This is a genomic window from Deltaproteobacteria bacterium GWA2_45_12 (genome assembly GCA_001797365.1).
GTDB lineage: Bacteria > UBA10199 > UBA10199 > UBA10199 > UBA10199 > UBA10199.
In genome coordinates this window covers 1-16126 of sequence record MGPH01000052.1, presented here as the reverse complement: position 1 = coordinate 16126, position 16126 = coordinate 1, and the positions used below count along the sequence as shown (strand labels likewise).

Genomic DNA, 16126 nt, shown 5'->3' with positions numbered 1-16126 from the left:
AAATCCTCTCAAAACGAACATTTGCCGCCCGGGCCCGGTGAAGGTACAATATTTAAATGAAAACGAAAGACCGGAAGCGGGCGCCGGAACTTAGGCCCGATGAAACCTTTGGTGCCAAGGAAACCTGGCGCGTGTTTCGGATCATGTCGGAATTCGTCGATGCCTTTGAAACCCTCAAGCACATCGAGCCGGCAGTCACCATGTGGGGGTCGGCCCGAGCCCTTCCCACCAGCGCCCATTACAAACTTACCTATGAAACGGCCAAGGTTATTTCCAATGCCGGATATTCTGTGATTACAGGCGGTGGGCCTGGTTTGATGGAAGCGGCCAATAAAGGGGCCAAAGAAGGCCGCGGTAAGTCGGTGGGGTTAAACATCAAAATACCCGAGGAACAGTTTGCCAACCGTTATCTGGATGTTCATATCGATTTCAATTATTTCTTTGTCCGTAAAGTCATGTTTGTCAAATATGCCTCGGCGTTTGTCATCATGCCCGGTGGTTTTGGGACCATGGATGAATTGTTTGAAGCTCTCACCCTTATTCAGACTGAAAAATCCGACCCTTTTCCCGTGGTTTTAGTGGGGAAAAAATATTGGGGGGGGATGGTGAAATGGATCCAGGAATCGGTGGTTAAAGCCGGATATGTCCATTCATCCGATCTCCGATTTTTAAAATTAACCGATGACCCAAAAGAAGTTTTGCAAATCATCAAAAAATCCCATAAACGGCTTAATCGATGAAGTTCATTTCATGGAATGTTAATGGGATCCGCTCGGTGTTGGGGAAGGGGTTTTTGCAATACGTTGATCGGGAAGATCCCGACATCCTCTGCCTTCAAGAAACAAAGGCCCATCCGGATCAGGTCGATAAAATTCTTTCCCACTACCAACATTTTTGGAACTCTGCCGAAAAAAAAGGTTATTCGGGAACGGCCATTTTTACCAAAGTGGAGCCCTTATCTGTTACCTACGGTTTAGGCCTGCCTGAACATGACACCGAGGGGCGTGTGATCACTCTCGAATTCAAGAATTATTATCTGGTGAATGTTTATACTCCAAACGCGCAACGGGAATTGACGCGTCTTAAATACAGGATGAAATGGGATGCGGACTTTTTAAAATATGTGAAAAAATTGGAAGAAAAAAAGCCCGTCATTTTTTGCGGCGATTTAAATGTGGCCCATAAGGAAATTGATCTTAAAAACTACAAATCTAATTATGGGAATGCAGGATTCACCGAACAAGAACGGGGAGGCTTTGATAATATTGTCAATGCTGGCTTCATCGACTCCTTCCGATACTTCAACCAGGATCCGGGCCATTACACTTGGTGGAGTTATATGTTTCAGGCGCGTAGTAAAAACGTTGGATGGCGCATCGATTATTTTTGCCTCTCCCAGGATTTAAAATCGATCCTTAAAGACGCCCACATTTATCCCCATGTCATGGGTTCCGACCATTGTCCGGTGGGGGTTATTATTAAGTAGGGTTTATAGTTCGTCAAATTGGTGGGGAGTTATTCCCATCTGGCGAATGATGGCTCGTAATGTTCCCTTTGGTAACTCACGTCCACTATGATTGGGTACGATTGTTCTCTTTTTTGTTTCGGGATTGTACCAGATTTCATGGCTTCCCTTGGCTTGTCTATCGAAGATGAATCCAGCCTTCTTTAATTTGCGTATAAGCTCTGAAGCGGTCATGTTAGAACGTCACACTGACGGGAATTTGAATGATTGTGGATTTTTGCCTAGGTCTTTTCAGACATTTGGGAAGAGGGTCTCCGTGTTCAAGATAGGAATCGATCAGCTTACGCAAAACATCCTGGGCTATTTCAAGGGTCTCAGCAATGGTTCTACCTTGAGCTAAAAGATCGGGAAGTTCTTGGCTTGTAGCCAAATAATCCCCTGACTCAAGCCGCTCGATTTGAACGGAGACAAGGACTTCTCCAATTTCTATTTTTTTTCTTCTTTTCATTAAATTGAATATTATCAGCTGAATCTTTTTTTGCAAGGTAATGCTTCCTATCTTTATTTCCTATCCGCTCCGCGAGGACGAGCAAGAATATCGTTGAGAAGGGCATTCTCCACATTTAATTTCCCTTGCAGATACCGATCCACATGACCGATCCGGTCATGTCCCCAGAAGATTTGGTTATCCACGATAAAACTTGGTACACCAAAAGCGCCCTTACTTAAGGCTTCTTCTGTATTCTTTTTGATTTTTTCTTTGATGGCTGGGGCCTGAGTTTTGAGCATGAGTTCTTTCCCATCCAAGCCGACACGATTAGCAACCTCCACAAGGGTTTCTTCGCAACTCAAATCCAATCCTTCTTCCCAACACGCTGTGGACAAGGCGATGGCGAGCTTCAACTTATCTTGAGCGTTTTCAACCGCCTCACATAATCGAAGCAAAGGCAGTGGATTGAAGGGATGCGTCGGTGGGCTTTTTATTTTTTTGCCGTGAATCATTCCCAAGCGCAAGGTTTCGGTGAGTACATACGTCCGTTTAGCAGGAATTTCTGCAGGTCCTTTGCTCCCATGGGCGTTGAGCAGACCAGCGAACAGGACTGGTTTTAAATTTAAATCCACTTTGTGTTTTTGGAGAAGGGAGAGCAGGGGCTCCCATGCGAAATAAACATACGGACTGATGAAATCGAAGTAAACGGTGAGGGTTTTTTGCATGACAATCCTTTTTAAATGGAATGAAATTTTTTGGCAACCGTTACGAAAATTTTCTGCATAATTGAGCCAATCCGTTCCTAAACCAGCGATGTGCCGGATTTGTATGATTCTCTTTGTTCCAATACTGGACCATGTCATGACCTGGAAGGGAAATGGGTGGCGGGAACATAAGGATGTCCATCGTGTCTGAAAACAGCCTTGCAATAGGAGCGGGGATGGTTGCAATCAAGTCCGTATTCCGGATGACGACGGGGATGATTACGGAATACGCCACCCTTAGGGTCACCCGTCTAGTGAGCCCCTTTTTAGCTAAAGCCTTGTCTACCGCGCCGGAGCCCTTGCCTTCTGGAGAAAAAAGGACATGGGGATGGGCCACATAATCTTTGAGGCTCAAGATTTTTTTGATTTTCGGATGCCCCTTCCACACAACGCACTGGTAATGCTCCGTATATAATTTTTGCCGGTACGTGCCGCTCCCACGATGGGGTTGGCCGCTGATTCCCAAATCCAGTTCACCCACCATGAGGGCTTCGTGCATTTTCGGTGGGGATAGGTGCGAGATGATGAGGTTCATCCCAGGCGCTTCTCGCCTTAGCCATAGGCTGATCTTCGGAAGCAGATGCAGGGCCAGCCAATCCGACATGGCCAGGCGAAAGGTTTCGCGGCATTCCTGTGGGTCAAACGGGGTCTCTTCCGCAAGCGAATCCCGCACATGCGTAAGCGCCTTCTTTACTCCCTCGATGAGCTTTTCCGCCTTATGCGTGGGGATCATTCCCTTGGAGGAGCGCACGAAGAGCTCATCCTTATAAACATCTTTCAATCTCGCCAAAGCCCCGCTCATCGCAGGCTGGCTCAAGCCCATCTTCTCCGCCGCCCGCGAGATGTTCCTCTCCGCATAAATCGCCTCAAAGGCCACCAACAGGTTTAGATCGATCGTACTTAAATTCATAGAACAAATAATACATTATAAGTAATATCGATGAAACAAATTATTGGAGGGGCGATAAGGCTAAGTCATGTCCACCGGAACACCCCGATCCATCAGCACACAAAGTACTCCCCATGAAATCGAGGCCTTCATTGCCGCGAATCTGGCAGTCAATCCGGGCAATCTTGTCCAGTTCAACCACCCGGGGTCCCATCATTTTCAACTGGTGGGGGACGGGGACCCCACCACCGTGGAAAGTTTGCTGGACGAGCAGAATGCCATCCGCGATCGGTTTTTCTTAAATCCGCCCACCACTGTCTATGCAAGTTTTCCCTTCTGCATTCCCACAAATCCGGGCAGCTGTGGTTTTTGTCTTTTTCCTCACGTCGATGCGAGTTTGGAGGCCATGGGGGAACCGAAAGCCCACGCGTTTGCACGCTATTTAAGGGCCGTGGAGCGCGAGATGGAATTTCAAGCGCCTCATTTAAGATTACCGCTTGATGTGGGCGCCATTTATTTTGGGGGAGGGACGCCCAATTTATTAAATGGCGAAGAGGCCTATGGTTTCGTGAGAACCATTTTGGGAAGGTTTCCTCCTGTCGAAGGCGTGGAGGTGACTTTTGAAGGGATTCCTTATTTGTACAAGGACAGGGAAAAAATGGAGGCACTGAAAGAAGCCGGCGTGAACCGCGTCAGCATTGGCGCCCAGGTTTTGAAGGAGGAGCTTATTCGGTTGAGCGGCCGGAGCACGCAGACGAAGAAGGGAGTTGAGCTTGCGATACAGCATGCCCGTGATTTGGGTTTGGACCACAGTGTGGATCTCATTTACGGTTGGCCCACGCAAACCCTTGAGGATCTTTTCAATGACGTTGCACAATTGGTGGTGTGGGGCGTGCTCCACATGACGGTTTACCCGCTCAATCAGGTGAAAGAAGCGACGGCATTTTCGCGGGAGCCCTTGCTCAGTCAGTGTGCCTCGATCCTTGAGCGGTTGGAGATGTATCGCCGTGTGAGAGATTTTCTCCTTGCGAATGGATACCGGCAGGTGACGATGAGTGATTTTGAAAGAGATGACGGGAGAAGTCATTACACCTATGAGAATACCACGCACGATGCCCTTTCTGATTGGTGGGCTGTTGGATATTCCGGTGTGCATCGACGTGCCGGAACATGGGATCATCCCGGTTTTTCTTATTTGTCCCCCCACGATTTGAAAACTTACTATGCCCAATTGGATCAAGGTCGTCTTCCCCTGCGCGCTTATTTTCGATTCACCGACTGCGACGTCAAACTGGCTTATGTGTTAAACCAGCTCCAGGAAATGCGCATCAGAATCCACGAATATCAGGAATTGTTTGGAATGGATGTCCGGGAAGAATACCGCAATCTATGGGAAGCCTTGGCTAAGCGCGGATGGGTTAAAACCACCGACCGCGAGATCCGCCTGGTCGGCGATGCTGTTTTTTACACCGCTTTCATTCAGCGGATGATCACGCATGAAAGGGATGGTGAGCTTCGTGAGAAAAGATCGGTGGTTGGATACAAAGCAGCTGATAGGTTAGCGAGTTTCCATTCTGCAATTCAAACAGGGCCTGAACAAGTTGTCTTCTTTGCTGATGGCGATCTTGCTCCAGAAGCCCCAAAGATGCCAACGCATCCGGTTCATGTACCCCTGCCGCATGTATCCCCCATGGCTTTGCACGGGCCTCGAACCCAATTCCTTCGAGTGCTCAGGGCAAGGATGAATAGGTTCGCTATTCACCCTTTGAGGATTAAAATTTAAGAAGTAATTCCATTAATGAACGTATTTTTGGAGGAAGTTCCATTTTTTATGTGCAGAAATGGAATTTAAAAAATCCTCAATTCGATTGAGAGTTTTTTAGGTGTCTGTTATTTAAAATGAAGAACTCGGGGGCAAGCCCCCGAGTTTCATCCTGAGCGACCCTTCGACTCTCCGCCTATAGCGGATCGCTCAGGGTTATCCGTCATTTTATTTCGGCCCCAAGGGGCCGAGTTTTTGTCGAAGGATAAAAAATGAAGTCACGTTTTATTCCCATCAACGGCCTCAAACAAAAAGTTTATTTTTGGGGGAACCCTAAAAAGCCCGTCCTGGTCCTTGTGCATGGCTGGCTGGATACGGGAGCCAGCTTTGATTTTTTATGCCGTCATCTGGAAAAAGATTTTTACTGTGTGGCCCCGGATATGCGCGGGTATGGGAAGAGCGAGCATGGAAAAAACCCGCTGGGGTATTTCTTTTTTGAATATGTGGCCGATCTTCATGCCCTTGTTCACAAAATTTCACCGCATAAAAAAGTAAATCTATTGGGGCATTCATTGGGTGGGGCTGTAACTTCTATTTATGCAGGGCTCTATCCTGAAAAAATGGATCATCTTATCAATGTGGAAGGATTTGGGTTTCGGGATGAGCTAATTTCCAATGCTCCGGCACGGGTTAGAAGGTGGCTGGAGGGGTTTGGCACCAAGAGATTTCGCATGCACAATAGTTTTGCCGATTTTGCTCAGCGGCTTCGACAGTCCAATACACATCTACCACAGGATCGAGCTCTTTTTTTAGCGAGGCATTTGGGGAGGCAAACAAAGAAGGGCGTCATTATTGCAGCGGATCCCCTGCATAAGCTCATGGAGCCTTATTCTTTTTCTACAGAATTATTTTTTGAATTTTGGAAAAATATTAAGGCACGGTGTTTGCTTATTCATGCCAAACAAACAGAAATGAACCAATATTTCCGCTTAAAAAATTTTGAAAAAGAAATGACCCGACGCATGAAAGCTTTTCCCAAGGGAACAAAGAGAGTGGCACTTTCTGGATGCGGGCACATGGTGCATCATGAAGTGCCGGAAGAGTTGGCGGAGGTGGTGAAAAAGTTTTTAATCTTTAATGGACGGAGTGGACTTAGTGGACCAAGTGGACATGGGGTGCAATGACCGTTTTTTTGAGCGCACACGGTAGAGGCGTTCGGTAAAACCGCCTTCGATTTCAAATGTTTTTGCCTGGGTTGCAATTTGGCGGTCGAGTAGGCTGCAGGCAACCGCCAATAACACCAGTACCGCGTTGGCCACCAATTCGGCATAGCTGGTTTCCTGCCCTTGTCCATCCAGTCCACCTTGTCCACAAAGTCCACGTTCCCGTTCCTGTTTCACCCATCTGGCCACTTCATCGGCGGTTGTGCAACGTGCATTCACAAGTTTTTGTCTACGCGGGTCATTATGGGCCCACAAGGGCAGACTCCGCTGTCGCAGAAAATCCTCGTAGTCAAGACGAAGTTCTTCCAGACTGGCCCGTGCCACGTTGGTGAGTTTGATTTCTGTTTTTTTGGAAGTTCCTGAAGCTTGGCTCCCTTCGGCAATATTTTGCACGCCTGATCGTGCGGCTTGTACCATCTGGTCACGAGTGCGACTCTACTTGTTGATATAGCGGTCGCAGAAACGGACGGTCACGTCGTAAATCAATTGGGATACCTGAAAACTTTTTAGGTTTCGGTAGCCACCATGTTTGGGAATCAATGGCTCGCTGATCCTGCTACGCATAAAAATCACCCCATCCCCATCGAATAAGAAATCACCCCTTTCACCACTCCTTCAATCCTAAAATCACGGTTGGCAGTAAAAGGAGGATACGCCTCAGAATTCAGGGAAGAAAGAATGACCTGTCCTGGGCTTTTTTGGATTTTTTTAATCAGCACTTCTCCTTTATTCACACATACAATGATGTCGCCATTGTGGGCGTCGTGAGTTTTTCTTACGATGACATAATCGCCGGGCTGGATTTTGGGTGTCATGGAATCGCCCTTGGCCTTGACCATGAAGGCTTCGGAAGATTTAAAGCCCAGAAGCCGCGAGGCAATGGGAATGCGGTCGATGGGGTGGGAATCTAATAGGGAGCCCTTTGGGCCGCACTGGGCCTGGCCGTAAAGATTGATGTAGGTGATTTGTTTTTCGGGCGAGTCGGCGAGAATTTGGTAATCTTTGGGGTTGGTGGGGTTTCGTCTTAAAAAACCTTTTTTTTCCAGCTGCTGAATATGATGATGCACGACGCTTGGTGATGAAATCCCCAGATGTTCTTGCAGTTCACGGACTGAAAGTGGGTCCTCAACATTTTTTTGCAAGAGTTTGAGAAGGTCTTGCTGGGTGGAGTGAAGTTTTTTCATAGATAATTAAATCGGGCCCATGGTTCGACGGGGCTCACCATGTCCAAATAGAGGGGGGAGCGAAGTCGAAGGGCAAATAAACTATATAAGCTGCCAAACAAAATATCAAGAACTTATTGACTTGTTCTAGTTTTTGTTCTACTTAAACTTTATAAGGAGAACAAACCATGTCATCTAAAAACACAAATCTTATTCCCACTTCCCGCTCTTCTGTAAGCGAGCCGCTCAAGCGGCTGATACTGGCTCTCTACAACCACGAATGCCATTATTGCGGCGTCACCCTTCATGGAGGAAACATCCAAATTGATCATGCCATTCCTCTTTCTAAAGGCGGGTGCACACTGCTTGAAAATTTGCGTGCGTCTTGTCCTATGTGTCACCACCAAAAAGCCAATCGCACAGAAACAGAATATTTTTCATGGAAAAAAACGAAGCAAACGCAATCAACTCTCACTCAATCCTTACTATCGAGGTTGTCATGGATTCAGAGCAGTTTAAGAAAATAAAAAAAACTAAAGGAACTTTATGAAAAAAGAATTGGTAATAGGTAATAAAATTGTTGTTTTTGAAGGCAAAAATATTCGCCGCTATTGGGATGATGAAAAGGAACTGTGGTATTTCTCCGTTGTTGATGTGATTGCCATCCTGACAGATAGCTCTAATCCTGGGGTTTATTGGAGAGTTCTCAAAAAAAGACTCTTAAGTGAAGGCGCAAATGAAACCGTTACAAAATGTAACGGTTTGAAAATGCCTGCTGCTGATGGGAAAATGCGTGTTACAGACATGGCGGATACGGAAACCATGTTTCGCCTTGTTCAATCCGTTCCTTCACCCAAAGCGGAACCCTTTAAACGCTGGCTTGCCAAGGTAGGCTATGAACGTGTTCAAGAAATTGAAGACCCCGAATTGGCATCTAAAAGGGCTAAGGCTTTGTACAAGGCTAAGGGGTATCCTCAGAGCTGGATTGAAAAGCGTGTGCGTGGGATTGCTATCCGCGAAGAGCTTACCGATGAATGGAAAAAACGAAAAGTTGGTGGGGATCAAAAATATGCCATTCTGACCGCTGAGATTTCAAAAGCCACATTTGGTGTGACGCTCTCTGAATATAAAAATCTCAAAGGTCTGAAACGTGAAAATCTTCGGGATCACATGACTGATCTTGAACTTATTTTTACGATGTTGGGTGAGGCCTCGACAACAGAAATTACTCGAAAAGATGATGCCAAGGGTTTTGAACAGAATAAATCGGCGGCTGTTCGTGGGGGTAGAGTTGCGGGCAATGCCAGAAAAGAATTGGAGACTCAAACCAATCAGAGTGTTGTGACAAAACAAAATTATTTGAGGCTCAAAGAAAAAACGAAAAACAATTTTAATGTCTAAGGGGGTAAAACAGCATTGCGGGCGGGGAAGTGATTTCAATCCATTCAACCGATTCGAGACAATTCATATTCAAAAGGAATTGAGCGAAATTACGGTGGACGATCCCACTCCGAAAACGGAACTTTATTTCGACAGTTCCAAATCCATCCTCTCCCACAATGACAGCCCGGATGTTGGTTTTGATACGAGCCTTAATCCCTATCGCGGGTGCGAGCATGGATGCGTGTATTGCTATGCGCGGCCAACGCATGAATATTTGGGATTTTCCGGCGGATTGGATTTTGAAACGAAGATCATGGTTAAAAAGGACGCACCGAAGTTGCTTTTTAAGGAACTTTCCTCCAAAAAATGGAAGCCGCAGGTGATTGTGATGAGTGGGGTGACCGATTGTTACCAACCCATCGAGCGTAAATTGGAAATCACGCGTCGATGTCTGGAAGTCTTGGTTGAATTTAAAAACCCGGTAGTCATCATTACAAAAAACCATTTGGTCACGCGAGATATCGATCTCTTTAAAAAATTGGCGGAGCACGATGCTGTATGTGTGAATATTTCCATCACCTCACTTGACCCCGCGCTTACGCGCATCATGGAGCCACGGACTTCGATGCCATCTGCCCGGTTGGAAGCGCTGCGTGAGCTCACTTGCGCTAAAATCCCCACGGGGGTGATGGTGGCGCCCATTCTTCCTGCAATCAACGACATGGAAATCCCTGCCATCCTTAAAGAAGCGAGGTTTGCCGGGGCCATGCGTGCCGGGTATGTGATCGTCCGATTGCCCTATGCCAACAAGGATTTGTTTGTGGATTGGCTGGAAAAATATTTTCCGGACCGTAAGGACAAAGTCCTTCATCGTCTGCAATCTTTGCGCAGTGGCAAGCTCAACAGTTCCCAGTTTGGAGACCGCATGCGCGGACAGGGGTTTTGGGCGGAGCAGGTGAGGGATATTTTTAAGCTCGCTTATCCCCTACGCTCGTTGGCTTCGGGGACGAGCCTTGCTGGGTCAAAACCCCGTCCGCCTAAGGCGGACGGAATCTTGGGTCCAGGGCTTGCCCTGGGGTGCATACCATTGATAAAAAAGCGGGGTTTACAGGGGAGAACGTGGAAGTAAGTGCCGCCTCCTTTAGGCGCCCGGCTTACGGGGGGCAAATGGATTTGTTTTAGAATTGGCCTTATAAATACCGTGTCATGGTTCGACCACCGCGTAGCGGTGGTCCCGTGTGTGGAACGGGGCTCACCATGTCCAATTAAAAAGGAGACCCTGACCCCGCTATGCGCTGGTCGAAGGGTTACTCTCCATTTATGAGATGGGTTTCATCAATGATTTTCATCCTTTTCCGTTTTCCCTGTAATCAATCGTGCCGACCGACTAGGGGTGAAGTAATTCCAAATCCATTGCGTAAGAACCAAGATCTTGTTCCCAAATTGTAAAATGTACATCAGATGGACAAACAACCATATCAGCCATGCAAAAAAGCCGCTGAAATGTAAACCCTTGAAATCGACCACGGCTTTGGCCTTTCCGATGGTCGCCATGCTGCCTTTGTCATGATAATGAAACGGTGTCGGCTTATGGCCATGTGCCTGTACGCCTTGTTTGATCAATTCGGCGACATATTTTCCCTGTTGCATGGCCACGGGGGCGACGCCTGGGAGGGGGTTGCCTGTTTCATCCCTGGCATGGGCCAAATCCCCGATGACAAAAATCTCCGGATGGTTTTTTAAGCTTAAATCAGGTTCCACAAAAATGCGTCCCTGCTTGTCGGTGGAGATGCCGGTTTTTTGGGCCAAGGTTTTTCCCAAGGATGAAGCTTGAACGCCGGCAGCCCACAAAACGGTACGGGTTGGAATTGTTTGGGTGGATTTTTTTGAGGAAACCGTAATGTATTCATCCTGAATGTCAGTGACAAAACAGCCGGTATGCACTTCGACTCCCATTGAAACAAGGGTCTGCCGGGTTTTTTCCGATAATTCTTTTGGATAGGTTAAAAGAACTCTGTCTAATCCTTCCACCAAAATAATCCGAATCTCTTTGACATGAATCGCTCTGAAATCTTTTTTAAGGATTTGCCGTGCAATGTCGGCCAAGGCCCCGGCAAGCTCAACGCCGGTGGGGCCACCCCCTATGACAACAAAAGTAAGATGGGCCTTTCTTTTTGATTCATCCGTTTCTTTTTCAGCTTGTTCATAGGCCAGCAAAATTCGTTTCCTCATTTCCAGGGCATCCTCAATTGTTTTAAGCCCCGGCGCTTTTCCCATCCATTCAGGATGCCCAAAGTAATGATGATGGGAGCCGGTGGCCACAATAAGAGTGTCATAGGGAAGGGCCTTGTCTGTGAGGGTTATTTTTTTGTTGGCTGCATCGATATCGATCACTTCCCCTAAAATGACCTTTGTATTTTTTTGGTTGCGCAACACTGAACGTAAGGGTGCTGCAATATTAGCCGGCGATAAGCCCCCCGTGGCCACTTGGTAGAGAAGGGGTTGGAAGAGGTGGAAATTCCGCCGGTCGATAAGAGTGACCTCAACCGGCGCTTTTTTTAGTGCTGTGGCGGCATACAGCCCGCCAAAACCCCCTCCAATAATGATGACATGATGCATGCCCATGAAAGGAGTTTTACCAGCTGAAGTAAGAAAGCAAAAGGGAAATGGTCTCCCCAATTTGCAGTTTTATGAATCCGGGGATTTTTTTAAAAATTATCTCAACTCAGCTTTTATTTTGGGAATATTTGAAATTTTTGAAAACCAGGGCTCTGGCAGGGGGGGATCCATGTTTTTTTTCGGCCAATAATTTGTGAGTTGGGCTGTTTGGTACCCGTTCCTATTTTCAGAGAGCATTTGCACCGCACGGGCTCTCATCCAGTCAGTTTCCCTTGAATCGCCTGCGATGCTTTCCAGCCAGGAGATGTCTCGCTTTTTTCCGTTTTTAAATCGTATTTTCCCAGCCATGCCCAGTCACATACACAACCAGCAAGTCATCCTCATCGATTTTGGGAGCCAGACCTTGGATCAGTTTGTGAAGACTCGTTGCATCGGCTGCTGACTGGTAGTCCACGGGAAGTGAAGGGGCGTAGGGGCTTGCGACGGAAATGGTATAAGCGGGGTCTTCTCCTCTCAATGCGTGAATAGCGCGATCCACGTTGCTCAACACGTTGCTCAAAGTGATGCCGCGCTTGATTCCCTAGACCCGGCCATGGGCGGGTGTTCTCTTCGCCAGGTGCATTAATCGAGGGCGTTTTTTAACTTCTCCAGCGCCCTTGCCGCATAAGCCGCTCCTCTTTCTTTTTTATGAAGTGAGGCAATGTTTGAATCTTGGGGCAAAATTCCAAAATTGGCCTTCATGGGTTGAAAATTTTTTAAATCGGCATGGGTGATGTAGTGGCACAGGGCTCCCAACATGGTTGTGGGGGGAAGAGTAAGAAGTGCTTGGCTCTTGATGAAGCGAGCCATGTTTAAACCGGCAAAAAGACCTGTGGCGATGTTTCCCATGTAGCCTTCAACCCCGGTGATTTGGCCGGCAAAGAAAAGATCGTTTCGGTTTCTGGCTTGAAGTGTCGGGTTTAAAACCTTGGGTGAGGAAATAAAAGTGTTCCGGTGCATTTGTCCGTAACGGACGAATTCAGCGTTGGCCAGGCCGGGGATCATGCGAAAAATCCGTTCCTGCTCGTGAATTTTCAGATTGGTTTGAAACCCCACCAAATTAAAAAGCGTCCCAGCCACATTGTCTTGGCGCAACTGGACGACGGCGTAGGGCCTTTGACCCGTTTTGGGGTCATTTAATCCCACAGGCCGCATGGGGCCAAAGGCCAGCGATTTTTCTCCGCGCGAAGCAATAATTTCAACCGGCAAACATCCTTCAAAAAAATGATGGGCTCCGGCTTTCACCCCTTGGGCAATGCATTCTTCAAAAGATTTAAGCGGGATTCTTTCGGCTTTGAGTAATTCGGCAACAAAATTTTCGTATTGGTCTTTGGTGAAGGGGCAATTGATGTAATCACCTTCATTTTCATCGTAGCGCGATGCCCGATAGGCGATATTTGTATCAATCGATTCAGCCGTCACAATGGGAGCGATGGCATCAAAGAAAAAAAGATTCTCGTTTCCTGTAAATTTTTGAATGTCTAACGCCAAGTTTTGTGAAGTAAGGGGGCCGCTGGCAATAATGACGGGTCCGGCCGGGATGTTTTTTATTTCTTCTCGGATAAGCCTGATGAAAGGATGGCATGAAATGCTTTTGGTAACTTTGGCAGAAAATGCTTCTCGATCAACGGCCAAAGCATTTCCGGCAGGGACTTTGGTTTCTTCCGCAATTTTTAAAAGTTGGGAACCAAGTATCTTCAGCTCATCCTTCAAAAGACCGGAAGCCCGATCGGGAAGCTGGGATCCCAATGAGTTAGAGCAAACAATCTCGGCCAATTTCTCCGACGTATGGGCCCCGGTGGCGACAATGGGGCGCATTTCATAAAGTGTGACGGGAATATTCTGATTGGCTAATTGAAGGGCGGCTTCGCTCCCTGCTAAGCCGCCCCCAACAATAGTGACTTGAGAAACTGACAATTTTAGTGGCCTTTATGGTCGTGCTTGGCGTCTTTATTGCTATGATAAGGGCATGTCCCGCCTTTGCAGTCATGTTTTTTGCCTTCGTGTTTTTCTTTGCAGGCGCAGCAATCACAGTCTTCATGTTTTTTCTTCATGGCCGCTTTCATTTTGCGACGTTCGCCGGCGCTTATTTGGCCGTCGTGATTGGCATCATATTTTTCTTCCATTTTGGTATTCACCTCGGAATCGTGGTAGCGCGCCTTTTTGTGTTCGTCGCAGGCGTACGAGGTTTTAAGGGTAAAAGCCGAGACCAGAGAAAACGCGATCAAATAAATAAAAATGAATTTTTTCATAAATCCTCCTTTGTTAGATGGGCCAAAGCATAAGCCCGCCCTCATAAAAAATTCAACACAATTTTCCTGACCTTTGGACACAATGGGCGTAACCTTTATTTTCAATGATCTCCCCTCATATTTATTACAATAAAAAATAAAATCGTCATTCCCGCCACGTGACCCCGCATCGCGGGGTTCTGGGAGCGGGAATCCAATACTGGGCCCCCGCCCTCAGAAATCCTCGGAGTACCGAAGATTAGCGTGGCGGGGGTGACTTTTATAGATGTGTCCAAAGGTCAGAATTTTCAGATTGATCCTTCGACTCAAACTCGGCCCCCAAGGGGCCGAAATAAAAAAATGGATCAACCAATCCGCCGCAGGTGGAGAGTCGAAGGGTCGCTCAGGATGAAACTCGGGGGCTTACCCCCGAGTTGCTCATTTTCGTGGGGAACACTCTGTAGCCCCCTTTGAAGGGGCTACAGATTTGAAAAGAGATAAGATTTCTAAAAGTAGGTTATTTAGGGCACAAAGGTTTGGCAGGGGACGTAAAAGCAAGTGCATGTCGGGTTACTTTAATTTCCATCTGAGGGTTGGGTGATTTGTCCTCTGGGTTTACAGATTTTGGCATTTCATCACCAAACCCGAACTCACTAAAATAAAGCGTGACGCTGTCGGGCTTGACGACACAATGATTAACAGTATCTTCAAGGGCCGAGTCAACAGTGGCTCTAGATTTTTCAAGGTATAAGGGGTGTTTTGATGAAAACAAAACAACCGCATTTGTTGAAAAAAGTGCCGTTGAGCCTGGGGCAGTTTGCCCTTTATAAAATAAAAGATTGGTTCCGGAAACGGCCACTTTGTCTTTTATTCCGTCTCCATCAAAATCTTCCACCACTTCGGTGCCGTGGAATGTTAAAGTTTGGGCTTCTTCCCCTTTTTTGTAAGCTACAAAATACTGACCTGTACTATTTTCGATTGTTAAATTTGGAATGGATGTATTTGTCATAATCATCTCCTAGTAAATTTTTGTTTCTAGTTACATAATTACAAAAGTGAAATTGTTATCGCAAGAAGCTTTTGAAAGTTGCTAAGATTTTTTGTTTATTTTTAACGCTAAAAATCGCACAGCACTCACTTTTCGTCTCTTGGTTTTTTGGCTGTTTAACGCTTTGATGATGGGGAAAATATGGCTACTTACGTTATCGGTGACATTCAGGGTTGTTTTTATACCTTTCAGGCTCTCCTTAAAAAAATATCTTTTGATCCTTCTAAAGACAAACTCTGGCTCACAGGGGATCTTGTGAATCGTGGGGGGCACTCGCTAAAGGTTTTGGAGTGGTGTTATGAAAACAATCATTTACTTGTCAGCGTGCTGGGGAATCATGATGCCCATTTGCTTGCTGTAGCCCATGGGGTCAGGAATAAAAATGACGAAGATACTTTTGATGATATTTTATCAGCGCCCCAGGGGGAAAAACTTCTCAATTGGCTGGCCCACCGGCCCCTTCTCTATGCTGAAAATAAAAGAATGCTCGTCCATTCCGGCTTACTTCCCCAATGGACAGTAGAAGAAGCACTTGGCTTGGCCAAGGAAGTAGAAAACCAATTGCGCGGTCCATACATCAAGGAATTTTTAGCATCGCTGTACACCCAAAAAAATGAAATCTGGAATCCATTATTAAAAAATCCCATGCGATCCAAAGTGATCATGGATGTTCTGACACGCTTGCGTATTTGTACCCCTCAAGGGCAGATGGATTTTAAATACAAGGGGGCGCGGGGTGGCATTCCTGCCAGTTATCAAGCTTGGTTTGAACTTCCAAACCGCAAAAATACGGATGTTACCCTTTATTTCGGCCACTGGGGCTCAATCGGATTTTATAAAGGGCATAATGTTGTATGTGTTGATTCAGGTTGTGTATGGGGAACCAAACTCACCGCTTTTTGTCTTGAAGACGAACAGATTTTTCAAGTCCCTTTTTCCCAAAAAGATGCCCCTTAGAAACATCCATCCCTTCTAAAGTTTGAAAAAATTTAAATTTATTCCCCGCGGCTTGCCGCGGACCTTCGGAAGGGAAAGTTTGAAAACCGTAGG

18 protein-coding genes and 1 pseudogene are annotated in these 16126 nt (G+C 46.6%); 8 read left to right on the top strand and 11 right to left on the bottom strand.

What is annotated here, in order from left to right; translation table 11 throughout:
* Positions 1–56: 56 nt before the first annotated feature.
* Positions 57–740: a Rossman fold protein, TIGR00730 family gene (locus A2048_00315; protein ID OGP08102.1), complete on the top strand. Its 684-nt coding sequence runs from the start codon at positions 57–59 to the stop codon at positions 738–740.
* Entirely contained in the window at positions 737–1486 is a 750-nt protein-coding gene (locus A2048_00310) for an exodeoxyribonuclease III (GenBank protein OGP08101.1), read from the top strand. The genes A2048_00315 and A2048_00310 overlap by 4 nt, the downstream gene beginning before the upstream one ends.
* A gap of 3 nt (positions 1487–1489) precedes the next feature.
* On the opposite strand, the gene A2048_00305 is transcribed toward A2048_00310, so the two are convergent.
* The 4 genes from A2048_00305 to A2048_00290 form a co-directional block, all read right to left on the bottom strand.
* Positions 1490–1699, bottom strand: coding sequence for an addiction module toxin, HicA family (locus A2048_00305; protein ID OGP08100.1), 210 nt, complete (start codon positions 1697–1699; stop codon positions 1490–1492).
* Between the two features lies 1 nt (position 1700).
* Positions 1701–1949 carry an antitoxin HicB gene (locus tag A2048_00300; GenBank protein OGP08159.1) on the bottom strand — a complete coding sequence of 83 codons (249 nt, stop codon included), beginning with the start codon at positions 1947–1949 and terminating at the stop codon, positions 1701–1703.
* A gap of 77 nt (positions 1950–2026) precedes the next feature.
* Positions 2027–2680, bottom strand: coding sequence for a hypothetical protein (locus tag A2048_00295; GenBank protein ID OGP08099.1), 654 nt, complete (start codon positions 2678–2680; stop codon positions 2027–2029).
* Between the two features lie 40 nt (positions 2681–2720).
* Positions 2721–3629: a hypothetical protein gene (locus A2048_00290; GenBank protein ID OGP08098.1), complete on the bottom strand. Its 909-nt coding sequence runs from the start codon at positions 3627–3629 to the stop codon at positions 2721–2723.
* Positions 3630–3696: 67 nt separating this feature from the next.
* On the opposite strand from A2048_00290, the gene A2048_00285 reads away from it, so the two are divergent.
* The gene (locus A2048_00285; GenBank protein ID OGP08097.1) at positions 3697–5391 is read left to right on the top strand and encodes a hypothetical protein; all 1695 of its coding nucleotides are present in this window, start codon (positions 3697–3699) and stop codon (positions 5389–5391) included.
* A gap of 251 nt (positions 5392–5642) precedes the next feature.
* A complete protein-coding gene (locus A2048_00280; GenBank protein ID OGP08096.1) occupies positions 5643–6554 on the top strand; it encodes a hypothetical protein in 912 nt (303 codons plus the stop codon).
* On the opposite strand, the pseudogene A2048_00275 reads toward A2048_00280, so the two are convergent.
* Positions 6498–7157 (bottom strand): annotated as a pseudogene (locus A2048_00275) (four helix bundle protein). The gene A2048_00280 and the pseudogene A2048_00275 sit on opposite strands and share 57 nt — an antisense overlap.
* A gap of 5 nt (positions 7158–7162) precedes the next feature.
* Entirely contained in the window at positions 7163–7777 is a 615-nt protein-coding gene (locus A2048_00270) for a repressor LexA (GenBank protein ID OGP08095.1), read from the bottom strand.
* Positions 7778–8302: 525 nt separating this feature from the next.
* Here A2048_00270 and A2048_00265 point away from each other — a divergent pair.
* Both A2048_00265 and A2048_00260 read left to right on the top strand, forming a co-directional pair.
* A complete protein-coding gene (locus A2048_00265) occupies positions 8303–9157 on the top strand; it encodes a phage antirepressor protein (protein OGP08094.1) in 855 nt (284 codons plus the stop codon).
* Positions 9150–10268 carry a radical SAM protein gene (locus A2048_00260; protein ID OGP08093.1) on the top strand — a complete coding sequence of 373 codons (1119 nt, stop codon included), beginning with the start codon at positions 9150–9152 and terminating at the stop codon, positions 10266–10268. The genes A2048_00265 and A2048_00260 overlap by 8 nt, the downstream gene beginning before the upstream one ends.
* 206 nt (positions 10269–10474) lie before the next feature.
* Here A2048_00260 and A2048_00255 read toward each other — a convergent pair whose 3' ends face one another.
* Complete coding sequence (locus A2048_00255) at positions 10475–11764, bottom strand: pyridine nucleotide-disulfide oxidoreductase (GenBank protein ID OGP08092.1); 1290 nt, start codon at positions 11762–11764, stop codon at positions 10475–10477.
* Between A2048_00255 and A2048_00250 the strand changes: the two genes are divergently transcribed.
* On the top strand, positions 11757–11948 hold the full coding sequence (locus A2048_00250; protein OGP08091.1) for a hypothetical protein: 192 nt from the start codon (positions 11757–11759) through the stop codon (positions 11946–11948). The two genes, A2048_00255 and A2048_00250, sit on opposite strands and share 8 nt — an antisense overlap.
* Positions 11949–12083: 135 nt before the next feature.
* Here the strand turns inward: A2048_00250 and A2048_00245 are convergent, their stop codons facing one another.
* From A2048_00245 to A2048_00230, 4 genes are all read right to left on the bottom strand, one after another.
* The gene (locus tag A2048_00245; protein OGP08090.1) at positions 12084–12308 is read right to left on the bottom strand and encodes a hypothetical protein; all 225 of its coding nucleotides are present in this window, start codon (positions 12306–12308) and stop codon (positions 12084–12086) included.
* Positions 12309–12379: 71 nt separating this feature from the next.
* On the bottom strand, positions 12380–13714 hold the full coding sequence (locus tag A2048_00240) for a methylenetetrahydrofolate--tRNA-(uracil(54)-C(5))-methyltransferase (FADH(2)-oxidizing) TrmFO (protein OGP08089.1): 1335 nt from the start codon (positions 13712–13714) through the stop codon (positions 12380–12382).
* A gap of 2 nt (positions 13715–13716) precedes the next feature.
* Complete coding sequence (locus tag A2048_00235) at positions 13717–14154, bottom strand: hypothetical protein (GenBank protein OGP08088.1); 438 nt, start codon at positions 14152–14154, stop codon at positions 13717–13719.
* A 391-nt stretch (positions 14155–14545) separates the two neighbouring features.
* Positions 14546–15037 (bottom strand): hypothetical protein, encoded by a 492-nt coding sequence (locus A2048_00230; protein ID OGP08087.1) that lies wholly within the window; start codon positions 15035–15037, stop codon positions 14546–14548.
* A 180-nt stretch (positions 15038–15217) separates the two neighbouring features.
* Here A2048_00230 and A2048_00225 point away from each other — a divergent pair, with 180 nt between their 5' ends.
* Positions 15218–16033, top strand: a complete 816-nt coding sequence (locus tag A2048_00225) for a bis(5'-nucleosyl)-tetraphosphatase (symmetrical) (protein ID OGP08086.1) — start codon at positions 15218–15220, stop codon at positions 16031–16033.
* Positions 16034–16126 lie beyond the last annotated feature (93 nt).